Source organism: Paraflavitalea devenefica, assembly GCF_011759375.1.
In the GTDB taxonomy this organism is placed as follows: domain Bacteria; phylum Bacteroidota; class Bacteroidia; order Chitinophagales; family Chitinophagaceae; genus Paraflavitalea; species Paraflavitalea devenefica.
In genome coordinates, this window is sequence record NZ_JAARML010000002.1 from 1,140,471 (window position 1) to 1,156,151 (window position 15,681).

A 15,681-nucleotide genomic window follows, 5' to 3' on the forward strand; every position below is an offset into this window, starting at 1 on the left:
ACTTATCGGTCACCACAGATGACTTTATACCGTTGTGTGGATCATTCAAACAATTTGCAGGCAATTCATCTTTACCCACCAATTTTTTTATACTTGCCTTCCCTGGTATACAGAATGCGCTTTCTTGGATTGTAGCGCATTTTTGCGTTGGTGCTATCCTCAATGATGGTACTGGTGTGAGGCTTCAGAGCACCTGCGCCATATCGCACAAAGGATGTGTCTTTTAGTGTCGAATCCTTATAGTCAATGGCCTTTTTACGCCAAATCGCGTAACGGCCATAATTCTCCTTCCAAAGAATAATGGAATCCGATATAGTGCGCCCAAATTTGTGATTCGCCTTGTGATAAATGCCGGTAGTGGCTTTTATCCATGGCCGGCATGATGCTAAAAGCGCAATCAATGCGCTAACGATGGTGTTCCGCATAATATATGGAATTGAAGAAGGGTGTTGGGTATTTATAATTCAATTATGACTTTTCGTGGGCGTCTGGTGGGTAGGAGAGGCGCGGCGACATTTGCAATATTACCCCCAACACTAATAGGAAAGACCGATATAGGACATAATAGGGAAACCATCACTTTGTCGTACACATAACACCAGTTGTTATTTAGGTTGGCAGAGAGCATAGGTCCTTCATTCAGAAAGTGTCGCATTAGCTGAGGTTTTCTACCTATACTATCACCAAGGCCTATTTATCATCCTATTGAACACACATTTATTCCCCAACCTGCTGGGAGTAATCGCGGTTGGAGGATCGTTAGTACCCACTCGTCAACTAGAATAACGGAGTTAAAATACCGAACAGCCTACACGGCTACCTTTCCTACCTCGGACATATTGTTGGGGTTACGATCCAACATTGGAATTTCGTGGGAATGAAAAAATGAAAAATAAATTCCTATTAGGTAAATGTCGGAAGTTATTTGCCCCCTCATGACCATTTTTGCAGGGAGATCCTGTTGTCGTTGAAGCCAGGGCCTCCCATGGTTCAACATCGAACCCTCACAGAATCTCGCGCCTTGCCATCTGCATTGATGACTAACTTAACCACCGAGCAAATGGATAATCATATCACCATTTTTCCCGATGAAAAAAATAGCCATGGTCCTCTGGATTATATGCCCTACCGGTTAGTGACGACTGCCTTTTCCCGACTCCGCAGGTTACCCAGCACAGAGGAAAGTATCGCTTATTTTTCACTAAAACAGGCTTTCTTTACTTTGCTGCTGACCGATCTCAAAAGCATTGGACCTCGTCTTGAACGCAGTATAACCGATCATACCGGTGCTCAGCTTTATGGCCGGTTGTTCAGAGAATCACCTTACGGCCCTCAACCGGAAGGTATTTATTTGGAAACCGGTATGAGCCCCGAAGCCTTTTGTTCTCTTTGCGGATTGTTTTATTCCGCCGAGGACCATCCAGGTTCATCCAAGGCACTGTTGTTGGCCACTTTCAAACAGGATGGCAACGAGATTTCACCCACCCTGATTTGTGAAGCACTGTGGACTCGGGCATCGGCATTCATGGATGAAATATCCCGCATTATGGGCGAATTTCCACTTCAGACATCCTTTCAGGGCTTTATTCATGAATTGGAAATGGCAAAAATTGGGGAGAAGGCGCAAAGCCGATTTATCGAACAGCATTTCTTTAACCATCCCGCAGAAGGACTATTCATTTTACTTAACAAGGACCCTCGGTTTTTTGACACTTTCAGTGAAGTGAAAAAATATTCTTACCAACATGAGTTTGGATTCCTCCTGGATGTAAGTAAAGACCATCTTGCCGAAATTAAAGTTATCCCTATCCAGCCTTCCACCGCCGCAGATCCCACTGCCGGCATTTATCTATTTTGCCCTGCCGGCATTGCATCTTTGGAACAACAAACCAGTATGGATCTGTCGAAGTTTGCAGATTATGATCCCGGCAGTCAGTACTTATGCCTTGCCCATTACAAATATGACCGCGGCTTTTCCATTCGACTTGACCCCATCATCCAAAAGTTGGTTATTTGGGAGGATGCCAATGATCAACTGATCGGCATACAACCAGCCAGCCCATTTGTTGTATCCACCCATTATCAATACCATCCGATGCAAAGCGGGCATCAGCACTATGCAACTGCTTCGGATCATTATCATTGTAATACATATGAGCAGGCGCTACTCAAATTGCTCGGCACTGACTTTTCTTTATTTGAAACACACCAGCAGGTGTTAGGCCCCTTTTCTATAACATCCGCGAAAATTGAGGGCAGTAACTTCCTCCAACGTACCTGGCTGGAAACGGAAACGGTTACCCCTCCAGGGCAAAAGGGTAGTCTTTATCCCACTCAAATAAACCTGATATTTGATGCCAAAGCACCCATGAACGAACAAATGGCTATGGTCTTGCCACAATTGGAGGGGTTTGGAGAGTTCAACCAGGCAGGCCGACACATCCGGAAGATTATCATTGCCCGACCGGATAAAATGGGGCTCATGGAGCCGGTTGCCGCCAATATGAACGTTTTGCTGAGATTGCTGGCGGCTGACCTCGCATTGGATGGCAATGAATCGGTGGCGAAAGTAACCCTGAATGCAACCCCTACCGACCTGAATAGATGCCGGCTGGAATTGCGATGGCACCATCATGCAGAAAATGCCACCAGCCCGGAACATATCACCATACCTGACCTGGACACTGCCCTCAACATGCTATTGGAACTTACCCCTAAGCAGTTTACTCCCGCAGCACAACAGCAGGGACAGCAATGGTTGAAAGGCGCCAGTATCGTTGATCTGGAGGAAGGTAGGGTACTTGCCCACCTCTTCTGTGAATTTCAAGGTACCGCTTCCCTTGGTCCTGGGATGTATTTAAACATCTTTACTGACAGCAAGGATCTGATTGCACTTGTTGCAGCGCGGACCGAATTGCAACCACGCGGTTCCCTTGGTTCCGAATACCTGCAATATACCAATACCCGGTTTTCAATAACCAATCCTGTGCAGCATCCCCGGATCATAGGACCAGACCCTAATAGCGACCAAATTCACAATCGGCTATAGCCGCCCTGCACGTATGCGCAATCAACCCTGGGTGCTCCCTTATTGAAAATGGAGTATGTTCCTGCCTGCAGGATCCCTGTAAAAGCAAGTAACCTTTCTGTTTGTGTAATACATACACGGCTGTAAATTATCCCGAGATCCAATATCGTGACCAGTTTGAGCGCATGTTTAATTTTTATTCTATAAGTTTGAATACATAACCTACTACTGCCATGCAACTATACGAACGTTCCTATCCCTTCCTGCGGTTGATGTATGATAACTTAGCAACAGCCCCAGTGAATCACTATATGGCTGCTCCCGATGACCATGCGATGGCGTTTACTATACAAAACCAATCATTTCAGGATTTGCTGGCCTATTTTCCTGCCTCCAAATAGATATATATCGCGGCAATTTGATGTACATTATTTAAGCCCTTTGCTCTTTCGGACGATGGATAGTAATGATGGTGTCCGAAATAAATATTTTGATGCCGCCATGAAACAAATGCCGGCCGCAGGATGTGGGATTATCCTGTTCCCCAATGAAGGGCAGTTTTTGTACCTGTACCTACCAGAGGCGGAATCCCAACAATTAAAGTCAGTCAATGGCAGATGTATTGCCACCACCCTTTTTATGGAAAATTGCTTTTGGGGATTTGAGGAAGGGGTTTTTTCCAAAGGGCTGGTTAAAATCCAACTGAGGGTTATTCCTCATACCGGCTATTACGCCGGCAGCATGTTGCCTGGTGGATACCTTAGTTTTTTACTCACCTTTCTTGGGCATAAACAAGACAAGGGGCAATTCTGAACCAAGATGGACACAAACGCACCTTGTACAATTTGGATCTTGATGTTGGTGCGCCTATCGCCTGGGTTTTCGAGATTTCGAAGGAGGCGACAAGGTATCTTTAGCAGGATTCATTTTGTTATACAGTTTAGGGCAAACCGTTTTCATATCGGCAGGATTGTCCGTACACCAGGAAAAGGAAACCTCCGGATATTGGCCTTCTGAATAGGGGAAGTTTTTTGGGAACTGGAACTCTACAATTTGTTTGCCGGTTACTTTTTCGATGGCGTAATGTGTACCGTACCGAAACGATTCAAACTCATAATATTGGATGGAACTATCGATCTGGTTGATCAGGCTGTCTGGATCTGCGACTGCCGCGTTGTACACATCCTTTCCGCAAGAGATCAACCAGGTCTTAAAATAAATGAATGAGTCGTCCGACACAAATCCACGATTCATAATTGTTACGGCGCACCATAAATTACTTGTGTGCGCCTGGTGCAGCAATTGTTCCGTTCGTAAACGGAACTTCCATATTTCATCCGCCGACAATTTTGTTAGCAGCGCCACCAGGTTGTCAACCTGTGATTTCTGGTCAACGGCATTGTTTTTTGATTGTTGGACAATGTCCCAATATTGGTCCTCATCCATTAAGTCACTCATTATAAAGGTAGCCATACATGGAGCAATTATGGTTAATTGATTCGTGGGTGGTGGCTGGAGTGACCCAATTTAAACAGTTACCGCGAGTATTGCTATTAGATAGGAAATGTAGGAATTATGTTTGCAAATTAATTGGTCGGAGATTTTTTTGGTTATGGTTAGGCCCAGCGGATGGATGGAGATTAACTTTTGACGATGAGCATTAGTGTTTTATGTTTTCATATTGCTGAATCAACTGTATTCCACAATTACAAAACCTAAATATCCACCAGGACCCAATATCCTAACATCATCAACCCGATCCTCGACATCAAGCCGTAACTGATCGATGTCATTGTTATCTTCTTCGAAGGCTTTTAAACCATCACGATTGAAAAAGCTGTAGCGATGTAACTTTTTTCCCGATAGAACAGCTGATGGATAGTCATTTCAGAATGCACCAGATAAGGCGTTTAATTGTCGGTGGGGTTGTCAGGAAAAATCATTTTCCCACTGATTTCATCATAGTTTACTTGATTAAGGATAGAGAAGGGATGTAACATTTTTCCATTTTTAATCAGTCCCTCGATATTATCCAGTATTAAATTGCTTTTTTCCTCACTTTCAACATTGTCCATTTTCCCAATCACTTCCCTTCCCAGTTTTCTATTATTGGTCCAGATCTCTCCCAGGAACTTGTCTCTGCCGCTGCTGTCGGTGACCAGCATTTGCGTGTGGTCAGGAAAAGTATATCTTACTTCTTTAACAAAGGGGGCATTCAATGTATATGTGTAATAGGCGGTAGTTATTCCTTCACCTGTTACCTTTTGAAAGATGATACATGCATGTTTCATATTGAAAGGTTTTTATCAAAATTACTCAATTTAGAAATCCACCCATCTCCTCGGATAAAAAGGGGGTTTCCCCGGTTTTTTGAGGTATTTTCCTAAATATTAGCGGTAATTAGGAACTGGCGCAAATGAGTTTGTTAAACAGGAATGCTTGCCGCTTAGGTAAAGTAACTAACTACAGTTGAATGGAAATTCGACTTGGTAGTGAAAACTTGCAAAGGGCATGGGAAAGGGGGCAATGATTCCATTTAATACAGGAGAAATGTTATTCATTTAGGACCATTACCCTATTTAGTATTCACTGTCGCCTTCGGGGGCAACAAGGCCAAGGTCTGTGTCGTATGTTGCATTAATCACTGGAAATCCCTTAAACATTCGGTAATCTCGCAACGCAGTTTTAACTGGGCAAGGGCAGAGGTCATCGACCAGATCCTCACTGTTTTGCTCAAAGTGACCCTCAATTAAAGCCAGGATGGAATGACCGCCGTCCGAGGTGTAACAATACCAGGACTCGAGATCTGCGGGGAGGGTAGAAGGATACCTCTTTCCGATAACAAGATAGGGGGAGCCGGCAAAGAAATCTGCAATAATTTTGATGGGATCATAGACAAGCAATTTGAGGTTGTAATATAGGAAGAACAGATATTTTTTCCGACCTAAGGTTTTCCAACATGCAAAAATCTGAGCTGTAGTTTTGGCGCCAAACTACCACCCGGATTATGTTCGAAATCGATATTATGTGTGACAATTTCCGGTGCATTCTCCACTCCATAGCTCATCTGTTGAGGTGAAGTTGATTTGATCCAGCGGCTTGAGGCTTTTATGTAAATAACAGGGATTTTGAATTCCTTTTGTCGTGCTATTGCGGATGGCGTTATCAATCCGTATCGCATCCGCAAAATCATCCGGAGCATCCCGCTTCATTTTTGCCCAGCCAGCATCGGATTGATAAGGGCAGAAAACACAGGCGCTTTTTTCTGGAACGGGCAAATTTTGGTGCACATACCAACTGATTATTTGATTTCGATCCATAGGCGGCATCCAAAGAATCCGGCGCCAACCCTCCCGGTCAAATTCAAAACCCGTAAATGGGTATACATTGGTCTTCCAGGAACTGCGTGGTTGATCCATTCTCTCCACCTCATCCATGCTAATCCCTTTCCAGACAAAGGTCTGCGGCCTTCGTTGATATTTTCCCAATCCATATAAGTCCCTGATGGCATTGTCCACTACCTGAATCTTATATTCATTTGTACATTGACGCCGCAACATGCCTGTGGTTCCATCACTGTTGCGGGTATATGATGGAATGGATGAAAATCTATTTCCATGGCTATTGTTTTGATTGAGCAGGTCTGTAAAAAGATTCTTATCCTTTTTTACAATGATTGGGATCCCTGCATTTTTCTGTTGCCATTGCAACAAGTGGTTAAGGTACGCGTACGTGCTTGACTTTTCCCGACCTGTATCAGCAACGATAGCATAATCCGCAACCGGCAGCAGTCGCATACTGGACATGTAATATAATGCGACAGACTGGACACCGAGTCCTAGTGAAATAATTTGCATGGATGGCTTCATGACACAAGCGATTTGCGGAGATAAGCCGGGCGGCTGCCAGGATGCTGTACGAATCCAGCTGCGGGGTGGGATGATGGGAAGAGGCCTGCACAGTGATATCAACCATAGCGGATGGGGACTTATTTCCTTGGTGACTGGTGTGGGACTATGTAAAAGTCATTGTTTTGGTGGTCAATCCTTCCTACTTGATCCTATCAAGGAGCGTAAAATCCTGCTATACCGCAGATTTATTACCAAACTGTTATCGGATCGCTATGTTCAGGAATCACCACTATGGTTCCGGATAGAAGCCTGCGATGTGCCAATCCAGCCTGGCGCATTGAATAAACCTGAAAAAAGTTATTGAAATATGTAAACGTTTTTAGGTTTTTGTCGATTTCATTATTGACGCAAATACAAACAATTTTTATGGATATGGATGAAGTTACATTATTCAACCTATCCTGGATGTTCTATATCGGAGCAACCTTAACGTGGAAGGAACAGATACTCTGGGACCAATGGCAAAAGGCCAATCCAACAACACTTACCAGCAGTGCTGCCTGTAGCAGCACAATTAATGGCTAATTAAATGGGGATTATCATTGAGAAACCTTAATGATTTACGAGCCTTATATCTCTATCAGCATCACTTTAAGATGTTGGGTGTTGTATGGAGGGACTGACCATGTGAACGCGGTGTTTATTTTCAGCAAAACGCTTCCCTTTACAATATTGGTATAGGGTTCATTGCCGACATTCTGAAAAGTACAACCCAGACTCCATGCTTCTGTAAAATGAGTTTGATTAGTGCCATAATAGGTATGGGTTACTGAGAGCTGGGACCGGAACAGGGAGTTCGGATCCCTTTGATCTGAGACACTATAGATAATTGACCGAATGGGACCGGTCACCTGAATGACCGTCCCATTTTCTAATATTACGCTTTTTGCATTGACACTTGCGCCTCCCAGGTACTGCACGAGTTCGCTATAGGATTCTACACAGAGCACTCTAGGCCTTGGTCGCCAGGGGATAGGTAAAGGTCCGGCAATAGGAACGGGTTTTTCAATATAAGGTGGCTGAATCGGCGAAACCATATCCTGTTTGGCACAGCTACTTAAAAGGTATAGTGGCAACAATACCAAGCTGAGAACTTTCATAATAAATAAATTTAAAAAGGTTAAGAAAAATTGTATGACAATAATACTGTTGACAAAAATTAGAAAGTCCCATATAGGAGAAATAAAGGTGTGGTAAATGTTATTGGGTGAATGGCCATAGATTTTCTATATGGCATTTGGGGAATTGGGGAAAGAACTTTCCGGCAGGAACAGCTCGCAACTGTTCATTGAATGGTATGTTCGCCGCCTGAATTATTTTTTAATTCTTTCGAATGTTCTTTTTGGTTATGTCAAATATGTGTTCGTGTTTTGGGAAAATTACCCACAAATGAAAAAGTTCCCATTCAGTTACTCCACCTTCCCCAATATATACCGGAGGGCAAGGAGAAAAGCAGCGAAGAACAAGTCATCTATCGCTAAGGAAGTACATGGATTTTTGTTAGTGTATGTAGAAGACGAGCCGGAACTTCCGGAGGATAGTCTCCCCATTGAGTATGAGTCCTTAAAACCCAAGACGAAGCGGAAAAAGCCTGATCCGGCCGTTGAAGGCGCGCAAGGTGAACCTTTGGGCGACGAAGTTGGCCCTATTCAAGAACATGAGAATGGTATCCCCCCTGTTGAGCAGACATTGGGTAAAGGCCTTGACGCTGCAGATGTTGAGGAACAGGCGCCAAACGAAGAAATTCCCGGAAATGTCGTTGATGCAGCGCCAGCACCGGATACAGAGGAAGTGTTGGGAGAGGGAGCACCTAACCCCGATGGGTTAAATGGAATGAAAGGACGGGTAAAAGGTAAAGTGCCTGCCATCAAGAAACCAAGCATTGTCGCCCCGATGCCGCGTAAAGGTGGGGCCAACTCCCAAAAGAATGGCAAGGGGAAAAAAGGCAGCAGCAGCCAACGCTTGTCTTCAAAGGTTAAAACAGGAAAGCCCAGTAATGCAAAGCAGCGGAGTAAATAGTCGCTGGATCGATATCCTATAGTTTGTACCCATTTATCACGGAGGCCTCCGTTTGTAACGTATCTAATCCCATACCGTATTATTAAAAGGTAGCTGTTGATACTGCCTGCCTGTAAGACATTAACCACTTGATTTGTGCTAATCGTTTGCGAGCGGCTTTTTTGTCATTTGGGGACTTGAGGGCAGCGGGAGGTTTTGCCTGCCTCGATGGTTGAGGGTGACGCAAAATTGCACCTAAATTGACCAGATTGGAATCCCCTTCAACCTTGGCTTTTTCCAGCATCGCTGGTGATAATTTGCCTGTCAAATATTTTTCAAGCACCTCCCTGAAGTTTTCCATGTCGACTTCTATCCACTCTTCTTCCTCATATTGGGAAAAAAATGGCGTGCCGACTACGGCCTGAAAAATAATTTGATCCGGAGTGACAACCTTATTGGGACTACCGATTTTTTATCCGATCCGCTTTTTAATGCGTCATTGACCTCCCTGAGCAGTTTCGGCAGGTGTTTTTTATGAAGTATCATGTTGTTTTGTAAAAAGTACCCATTCTGGTTATCGTTAGGGTATAGACCTCCCTATGTAGTAATAATGATTTCGAGAACTCAACCTTACCAACGCTATGGATTGCTCCACCATTTGCTTGTATTTAATCAGGCATTGTACATGCGATCCAGGTGGGTTTTATCCAAATTGAAGCTCGGTGGACAAGGGACCTGCAATCCCGCAATGCCATAAAATTATTGTCAGGATAATCACCATTTCAGGTGTGTTTTGAAAACATTAATCTAAATGTAATTGTCTATTTGATTGATTGCCAATAAAAAAGGATCTACTAAGGGTTGGCTTGAACCTGTACTCACCAATCGGCGAACAGGATTTTAGGGAAGTTGCGACTTTTAGTTGTAGATCTTTTGTTAAATTAGATATGGAAGGGCTTATAAATATTTAAAACTAAGGCAGTCAAGCTACAATAATTTAACTACCAGTAAAGCTCACCCTATTTTAGTACTTTTTCCATCTTACTTTTGTACTTAAATTTAACCAAGTGGGAAATCTCCTTTCAAAAATGAACAAGTTTGCCAACTTTAACCCGGCAGATGTCCTTTATAAACTTGCCTTGAGGCAACATTGTGCCATAAATGCCATTTTTTCAGAAGAGCAACAGGAAAATGCATTTAAGGAAATTTGCAAAAACGAAGCTATCGATTATGAATATTCCTATCGAGAATTCTTAAAAATGGCAAGGGCTGAAAAAGCGAAGTTTTCTGAAGCCTTACAGCAAAATTTCACGGATACTCACAAATTATGGATCAAGGACATTGGTCTGGGAGAATTTCTCCGCCAATAATCGGTTAACACTGCGGAATAAATAATCGGGTGCCCAAACTGATCATCAATATTGCGTTGCCCGCCATTCTCAAAATAAATAACACCTGATTATTGCATGCCTGACAGATAGCCCGATAATATCCAATACCCGGCATTCTAATAGCATGAGCTATAAAAGTTACAATAGATGTATGTTAGGATATAGGCAGCTTTATTCTTAAAGCTGTATTCAAAATACATATGATGTCCTGATTATAATATTTTAAAAACGACTTTTTAATTACCTCGCTGCCTGATAAACTGTTCCACTTTATTTTATATATTTATTCCCCCATAATTATTTTTCAGAAAAAAACCACCATACTTTTTTCTGAGCATGTCGTATTGATTGAAATATTCACTGTTTTTCTAACTATTAAATAGAACTCATCTACGTTATAATGAAGTTTCAATCGCCTGCTAAAATACATAGGCTGCTTTTTAATTTGCTTTGGTCTAAGATAGAAGTATTGTTGCCAAACCTATGTCTGGATATGCATCATTTAAGACATAGGCAATTGAGGCCTTTGTATCTGATATATTAAGCACTGATACCTTCTTTTCTTTCAAATGATCAAATACTTGCCATGCAGCTACAGCCTTTTGCATTCAGAAGGTAAGGGGTATATATTTTAAAAAATTTTCGAAATAATAATTCAATGAACAAGTACAATAGGCTATGCATGATTTGCATAGTGCAGATGATTTTTACAAGTGCGTGCGGCTACTTAAACAAATCTATCGACACCAGATCCGTACCTATAACAGAGGCGGACCTTGGTCGCATTAAAGGACTCATGTTTAATACAGATGTTCTCAATCATGGTTCTCCTTCCATCGGGGAGCTTTGCTCAGATAATTATTATTTTACCAGAGAGCAATGGCGACAGCTCAATGAGCAAACCGGATCATCTTACCTGTGGTATCCAATTTCTTTTGGTAGATGGATGAATGAATATGACCAGGTGTCGTATGCAAATTTTGCACTGGAGGGTTTGGCCAGGATTAAAAGAAATCCCTTCAATGCTACCCAGTGGGATGAAACTAAGGGACGCGCACATTTTTATAGAGCTACCGCTTTTTTTAACATTGCGCAACTAATTTCCCTGCCCTACGATTCTATAACCGCTTATAATGATCCTGGTATACCTTTAAAATTGACCACCGATACCAGCACCCGCCATAACAGAGGAACAGTCCAGCAAACGTATAATCAAATTATTTCCGACCTGAACAGCTCACTGGCAGATCTACCATTGATACCTGTAGCCAATATTACACCATCCGTGAGAGCCGCTCATGGCATGTTGGCAAGAGTGTTCCTGTCTATGAGGCGGTATGATCCTGCTTTATATCATGCGGACCAAGCGTTACAAATGAATGACCATTTACTGGACTTTTCGGCGATGAATCCTAATAGCATTTGGCCTATGCCTGACCCGCTTTCCAATAAAGAAATTGCCTTTCTTTCCTATATGGAATCAACGGGGATTATCGCCCCTCCCATCCAATCCACAGATCCTGCGTTGTACCAATCCTACGATCCTGCAGATTTACGTAGGACGATGTTTTTCACTATCGGCAGAGAAGGAGAAGTGTTGTTTAGGGGCAGTTATGCCAAAAGCACCACCTGCTTTTCCGGTATAGCCAATGATGAATTGTTCCTGATCAGGGCGGAATGTCATGCCCGTGCCGGCAGAACAGATAAAGCCATGGACGCACTCAATACTTTACTGGTCAAAAGATACCTGAAAGGACGGTTCAAACCTCTTTCGGCCCAAAGCGCCGAGGATGCACTCCAACAGATCCTAACGGAAAGAAGAAAAGAATTGGTCCACCGCGGACTTAGATGGACAGATCTTAGGAGATTAAATAAGGATCCTCAGACCGCGATCACCTTACAAAGAAAAATTGGCGGCAAGATATTCACCTTACCGCCTGTCGATGATCGATGGGTCTTTTTATTACCCCTTAATGAAATTAATGTCAGTTATATGCAACAAAATCCACGAGACAATATTTACTTGGATATAGAAGCCAACCAATCGCTCTGATAAAATGCTGTTCTAATGCAATAGAATCTACTTTGTTGTTAGGGATCCACACACTACTCCCGACCCAACTTTGGAGGATTCGAGAGGGGGGCGAGGTAAATCGCCACCCCTCCATTTAATATTACTGATATAATAAATAGTGGGACCGAGGCGCTATTTTTTGGATCTCCTCAGCATATGTATACGTATACCTGCTGGTTTCATAATCACTCCAGTCAATATTGGCTACCATAATATTTTCCAAACCGCTGACATATCTGTCTATTTCTTTCCTTGTATGGGGATTGTAAAATGCGAGTTTCTTTTTTATCTGCAGGAACTGTTTGACTTGACTATCATGGATTTCAATGGCTTGTTGTATGGCCTGCTTGCGGGAGAGTTTTTTATGATATTGAAGCAGGACCACCAAATTGTGATAGTCGCCATGCTCGATCTCTTTTGACAATGAAAAAAGATCATTGGCCCAGCAAACCGTGTTCCTGCAAAGAATCGTTATTCTAGCAATAAGCGGCTCTTTAAACATCGCCATGGGCAATTTAATCTTGTCAGCGATGGCGATCGTGTCGGTAGCAATGTTTGCGGCGCCCAAATATTGCCTTTTGTCCATGTAATCCCGGATACTTGGGCGGACCCCTTGTTGAACATTCGTGTGTTGCCATATGGCCGCATTAAAGATCTGTCGCATACTATTTCTAAAATTTTCCTGCCATGCAGGAGTACTCAATCTGATGATGCGCCCCCACAGTTCTTCCAACGCCAGGAAAACGGGATTGTTGGGTGTAGGTTGTGGATACGGATCCATAACACTTAAAAAAGTGTTGATCAACTGTTGAATCGCTTGAGGATCTTTTGCCATTTGGGGATTTATTTCCTCTGGATCCGTATGATCGAGCAAATCATCCAGCAAGAATAAAAGCGTGTTAAGGTCCGTAAATGCACACAGCGTCTTTAGGTCCGCATTGGGAAACATTCTGGCCACCATCCAGGCAAAACCCTGGTTTCGGTAGAATGACAGCTGTTGCTCAGAAAGTACAAGTTTAAAATGGCGCAGCCAATCCGCTGTATGTAGGTCAGCAAGATCTACGTTTTTGTTAATTAGGGATTGGAACGGCATAAATAGCCGTCCTGGAAGGATGACAGGTTGCATACTGTATCTTTTATTGGTTAAAAAATCGAATTATATCGTTGTAGATGTTTATACGATTCCTGCCGAAAGGGTTCAATTCAAAATATATACAAGATGCCTGCGGTAAGATTGCAGTAGAAAGGGGTAAATCTGATTAGAATAGGGCTATAATGAAACGTATAGGTCTAAGGCATGTTCACTGATGGCTGTGTGTAGTTCTGAATAGTTTAATGGTTTTTTTATAATATGAACGGCTCCGGCTTTTTCGATCGACCTGATTTCATCCTGGTAGGATTCACCTGTAATAACAATCACAGGTATGTGATTAATTTCCGGGATGGCGCGGATCCGGTCTAATATTTCAACGGCGTTTCCATCCGGGAGTTGTCCATCTAATAATATGATTTCGGGCTGCATGGAGATAATCTCCTGAATTCCCGGCAGCGCCAGCTCACTTTCTTTGAAAGTGCATCCCCATTTTGTAAGATATCTTTTAAGGTACAATGCATGCATGGCATTATCCTCCAAAATATAGACAGATTTATGCAATTCTGACGGTGGAGCCTTCACCCCATTGGTGGTCTCACTATCTTCAAAGGTTTTGTTTTCATCCACTGGTATGCAGGGTGTTCTTAAGATGAAGGCGGAGCCTTTACCCGGCATGCTTTTGACATCAATTGTTCCCCCCATTCTGTCGGCAAGATTTTGGGATATATGTAAACCAAGCCCTGTTCCAGGGATTAAATCGTTAGATTCAGTGACAAACTCTTTGAATAGATCGGCCAATTTTTCCGGGCCAATGCCAGGACCTTTATCTCTCACCCTGATATGCAGGAAATCTTCATCCACATTAATTGTAACGAATATCGGCTCATTTGCAGGGGAAAACTTTATGGCATTTACCAACAAATTGGAAACTATCTGGCGAAGTTTTGTTTTATCCGCATACAAGCAAACAGGCACGTTACCAACCATCCTGAATAGGATATTTATTGACTTCTTATCTGCCATTGGCTGATACCATTGACAGGTCTCTTTGACAAGCGACTCAATATAGACGGGTCCATTATTCAAAGGTGGAATAATTCCTTCTTCGATGGCAGATAACTCCAGTACGTTATTTGTAATTTCAACTGCATGTTGTGAGGCAGCATGTAAATGTTTATATACAACCCCACGACCTTTTTCGTCCAGGTCATTTTGATCCAAAAGAACCTGACTGATAGAATGTATGGCATTCATCGGCCCCTTCAGCTCGTGGTTAATTTCCCGCACATGGATCGTTTTGAATTTACTGACCCGCTGCAGGTTGTTATTGGATACCTCCAGTTGTTTTACTAATAATTTGTTATTGTAATCATAGAGGAAAATGACGATCACGTTCAAAAATAAAATCGCCCCTGCAGAAACTAATTGGAATAAAAGGTGGAGTTTTGGGTTAATCTCTATGGGCGCTATAAAACCATAGTAGGAATTTAGCTCCAGCGTGAGCATCGTTACAAAAGTTGCGGCTATGCATATCAGGCGGAAAGGCCAATTATTAAAGATGAGTAATGGGATTCCCACCAGAAAAACTGCCATAAACTGGGCATCTACAATAGAACCTAAAAGAGCGCCAAAGTAAATCACCGCCAGATTTTGGATGACGTGCCCCAAAAGCGCGGCGGCAAGGTATTGTTTTCTATAGTTGAGATATACAACCACCGCAAATAGACAGCCTTCAATTAATGCAGGAACGCCGATGGAGGTATCGTGAGAGAGCAGGGAGAAAAATGAGCCTACAACAAGTGCCATCATACCGGTGATGATACTCACTCCGTTAACAATCCTTATTTTTTTATTTTGTTCCAGATCCAAGCTGGTTGCGCCTAAGCCGATCAGATAGTAAATCCATTTATTCTGTCTCAAGGAGGGGAGACACATAACTCAAGGTTTTGGGTAGATAGAAGTGGGTTCAATTTGCTCTAATTTAATCATATAAACGGCTCGGTTTGTTAATTGATTGCTAATAGCAAATAAATTTTTCCCGGCTAAAGGTTTCATTAGAGTATAATAAAATATATTACAATTCTCATTTAATGTTTTATCTGAACTTGATCTTGCAGTTTACATCTTTGTCTGCCGGTATACACAAACATGTTTGTTAATAGTTTGTTGGTGGAAATTTTATATGA

General features: G+C 42.6%; 16 protein-coding genes. 8 read left to right on the forward strand and 8 right to left on the reverse strand.

Annotated elements, in window-relative coordinates; all coding sequences use genetic code 11:
• Positions 1-71: 71 nt before the first annotated feature.
• Positions 72-425 carry a hypothetical protein gene (locus HB364_RS14020; protein WP_167288638.1) on the reverse strand — a complete coding sequence of 118 codons (354 nt, stop codon included), beginning with the start codon at positions 423-425 and terminating at the stop codon, positions 72-74.
• 635 nt (positions 426-1,060) lie between these two features.
• Between HB364_RS14020 and HB364_RS14025 the strand changes: the two genes are divergently transcribed.
• From HB364_RS14025 to HB364_RS14035, 3 genes are all read left to right on the forward strand, one after another.
• Positions 1,061-3,049 carry a hypothetical protein gene (locus HB364_RS14025; RefSeq protein WP_167288640.1) on the forward strand — a complete coding sequence of 663 codons (1,989 nt, stop codon included), beginning with the start codon at positions 1,061-1,063 and terminating at the stop codon, positions 3,047-3,049.
• Between the two features lie 212 nt (positions 3,050-3,261).
• Positions 3,262-3,429 carry a hypothetical protein gene (locus HB364_RS14030; protein ID WP_167288642.1) on the forward strand — a complete coding sequence of 56 codons (168 nt, stop codon included), beginning with the start codon at positions 3,262-3,264 and terminating at the stop codon, positions 3,427-3,429.
• 100 nt (positions 3,430-3,529) lie between these two features.
• The gene (locus HB364_RS14035) at positions 3,530-3,841 is read left to right on the forward strand and encodes a hypothetical protein (RefSeq protein WP_167288644.1); all 312 of its coding nucleotides are present in this window, start codon (positions 3,530-3,532) and stop codon (positions 3,839-3,841) included.
• Positions 3,842-3,895: 54 nt separating this feature from the next.
• Here the strand turns inward: HB364_RS14035 and HB364_RS14040 are convergent, their stop codons facing one another.
• The 3 genes from HB364_RS14040 to HB364_RS14050 all read right to left on the reverse strand — a co-directional run bounded on the left by HB364_RS14040 (position 3,896) and on the right by HB364_RS14050 (position 6,897).
• Positions 3,896-4,501, reverse strand: a complete 606-nt coding sequence (locus tag HB364_RS14040; protein WP_167288646.1) for a DUF4240 domain-containing protein — start codon at positions 4,499-4,501, stop codon at positions 3,896-3,898.
• Positions 4,502-4,938: 437 nt separating this feature from the next.
• Positions 4,939-5,319: a hypothetical protein gene (locus tag HB364_RS14045; RefSeq protein ID WP_167288648.1), complete on the reverse strand. Its 381-nt coding sequence runs from the start codon at positions 5,317-5,319 to the stop codon at positions 4,939-4,941.
• 732 nt (positions 5,320-6,051) lie between these two features.
• On the reverse strand, positions 6,052-6,897 hold the full coding sequence (locus tag HB364_RS14050) for a hypothetical protein (protein WP_167288650.1): 846 nt from the start codon (positions 6,895-6,897) through the stop codon (positions 6,052-6,054).
• On the opposite strand from HB364_RS14050, the gene HB364_RS14055 reads away from it, so the two are divergent.
• Both HB364_RS14055 and HB364_RS14060 read left to right on the forward strand, forming a co-directional pair.
• Positions 6,884-7,243, forward strand: coding sequence for a hypothetical protein (locus tag HB364_RS14055; RefSeq protein WP_167288652.1), 360 nt, complete (start codon positions 6,884-6,886; stop codon positions 7,241-7,243). The genes HB364_RS14050 and HB364_RS14055 overlap by 14 nt on opposite strands.
• 62 nt (positions 7,244-7,305) lie before the next feature.
• Entirely contained in the window at positions 7,306-7,464 is a 159-nt protein-coding gene (locus HB364_RS14060) for a hypothetical protein (protein ID WP_167288654.1), read from the forward strand.
• Positions 7,465-7,508: 44 nt separating this feature from the next.
• Here HB364_RS14060 and HB364_RS14065 read toward each other — a convergent pair whose 3' ends face one another.
• The gene (locus tag HB364_RS14065; RefSeq protein WP_167288656.1) at positions 7,509-8,039 is read right to left on the reverse strand and encodes a hypothetical protein; all 531 of its coding nucleotides are present in this window, start codon (positions 8,037-8,039) and stop codon (positions 7,509-7,511) included.
• 130 nt (positions 8,040-8,169) lie between these two features.
• Between HB364_RS14065 and HB364_RS14070 the strand changes: the two genes are divergently transcribed.
• Positions 8,170-8,958 carry a hypothetical protein gene (locus tag HB364_RS14070; RefSeq protein ID WP_167288658.1) on the forward strand — a complete coding sequence of 263 codons (789 nt, stop codon included), beginning with the start codon at positions 8,170-8,172 and terminating at the stop codon, positions 8,956-8,958.
• 82 nt (positions 8,959-9,040) lie between these two features.
• Here the strand turns inward: HB364_RS14070 and HB364_RS14075 are convergent, their stop codons facing one another.
• Positions 9,041-9,298 carry a hypothetical protein gene (locus HB364_RS14075; protein ID WP_167288660.1) on the reverse strand — a complete coding sequence of 86 codons (258 nt, stop codon included), beginning with the start codon at positions 9,296-9,298 and terminating at the stop codon, positions 9,041-9,043.
• Positions 9,299-10,025: 727 nt separating this feature from the next.
• Between HB364_RS14075 and HB364_RS14080 the strand changes: the two genes are divergently transcribed.
• Positions 10,026-10,307: a hypothetical protein gene (locus tag HB364_RS14080; protein ID WP_167288662.1), complete on the forward strand. Its 282-nt coding sequence runs from the start codon at positions 10,026-10,028 to the stop codon at positions 10,305-10,307.
• A gap of 679 nt (positions 10,308-10,986) precedes the next feature.
• Entirely contained in the window at positions 10,987-12,381 is a 1,395-nt protein-coding gene (locus tag HB364_RS14085) for a RagB/SusD family nutrient uptake outer membrane protein (RefSeq protein ID WP_167288664.1), read from the forward strand.
• Positions 12,382-12,502: 121 nt separating this feature from the next.
• On the opposite strand, the gene HB364_RS14090 is transcribed toward HB364_RS14085, so the two are convergent.
• Both HB364_RS14090 and HB364_RS14095 read right to left on the reverse strand, forming a co-directional pair.
• On the reverse strand, positions 12,503-13,528 hold the full coding sequence (locus HB364_RS14090) for a terpene synthase family protein (RefSeq protein ID WP_167288666.1): 1,026 nt from the start codon (positions 13,526-13,528) through the stop codon (positions 12,503-12,505).
• Positions 13,529-13,672: 144 nt separating this feature from the next.
• Positions 13,673-15,430 carry a hybrid sensor histidine kinase/response regulator gene (locus HB364_RS14095; protein ID WP_167288668.1) on the reverse strand — a complete coding sequence of 586 codons (1,758 nt, stop codon included), beginning with the start codon at positions 15,428-15,430 and terminating at the stop codon, positions 13,673-13,675.
• Positions 15,431-15,681 lie beyond the last annotated feature (251 nt).

Bases quoted from the DNA above. Each gene is read 5' to 3' on its own strand.
- HB364_RS14020 (WP_167288638.1), bottom strand. From the start codon at position 425: ATGCGGAACACCATCGTTAGCGCATTGATTGCGCTTTTAGCATCATGC.
- HB364_RS14025 (WP_167288640.1), top strand. From the start codon at position 1,061: ATGGATAATCATATCACCATTTTTCCCGATGAAAAAAATAGCCATGGT.
- HB364_RS14030 (WP_167288642.1), top strand. From the start codon at position 3,262: ATGCAACTATACGAACGTTCCTATCCCTTCCTGCGGTTGATGTATGAT.
- HB364_RS14035 (WP_167288644.1), top strand. From the start codon at position 3,530: ATGAAACAAATGCCGGCCGCAGGATGTGGGATTATCCTGTTCCCCAAT.
- HB364_RS14040 (WP_167288646.1), bottom strand. From the start codon at position 4,501: ATGGCTACCTTTATAATGAGTGACTTAATGGATGAGGACCAATATTGG.
- HB364_RS14045 (WP_167288648.1), bottom strand. From the start codon at position 5,319: ATGAAACATGCATGTATCATCTTTCAAAAGGTAACAGGTGAAGGAATA.
- HB364_RS14055 (WP_167288652.1), top strand. From the start codon at position 6,884: ATGGATGGCTTCATGACACAAGCGATTTGCGGAGATAAGCCGGGCGGC.
- HB364_RS14050 (WP_167288650.1), bottom strand. From the start codon at position 6,897: ATGAAGCCATCCATGCAAATTATTTCACTAGGACTCGGTGTCCAGTCT.
- HB364_RS14060 (WP_167288654.1), top strand. From the start codon at position 7,306: ATGGATATGGATGAAGTTACATTATTCAACCTATCCTGGATGTTCTAT.
- HB364_RS14065 (WP_167288656.1), bottom strand. From the start codon at position 8,039: ATGAAAGTTCTCAGCTTGGTATTGTTGCCACTATACCTTTTAAGTAGC.
- HB364_RS14070 (WP_167288658.1), top strand. From the start codon at position 8,170: ATGGCATTTGGGGAATTGGGGAAAGAACTTTCCGGCAGGAACAGCTCG.
- HB364_RS14075 (WP_167288660.1), bottom strand. From the start codon at position 9,298: ATGGAAAACTTCAGGGAGGTGCTTGAAAAATATTTGACAGGCAAATTA.
- HB364_RS14080 (WP_167288662.1), top strand. From the start codon at position 10,026: ATGAACAAGTTTGCCAACTTTAACCCGGCAGATGTCCTTTATAAACTT.
- HB364_RS14085 (WP_167288664.1), top strand. From the start codon at position 10,987: ATGAACAAGTACAATAGGCTATGCATGATTTGCATAGTGCAGATGATT.
- HB364_RS14090 (WP_167288666.1), bottom strand. From the start codon at position 13,528: ATGCAACCTGTCATCCTTCCAGGACGGCTATTTATGCCGTTCCAATCC.
- HB364_RS14095 (WP_167288668.1), bottom strand. From the start codon at position 15,430: ATGTGTCTCCCCTCCTTGAGACAGAATAAATGGATTTACTATCTGATC.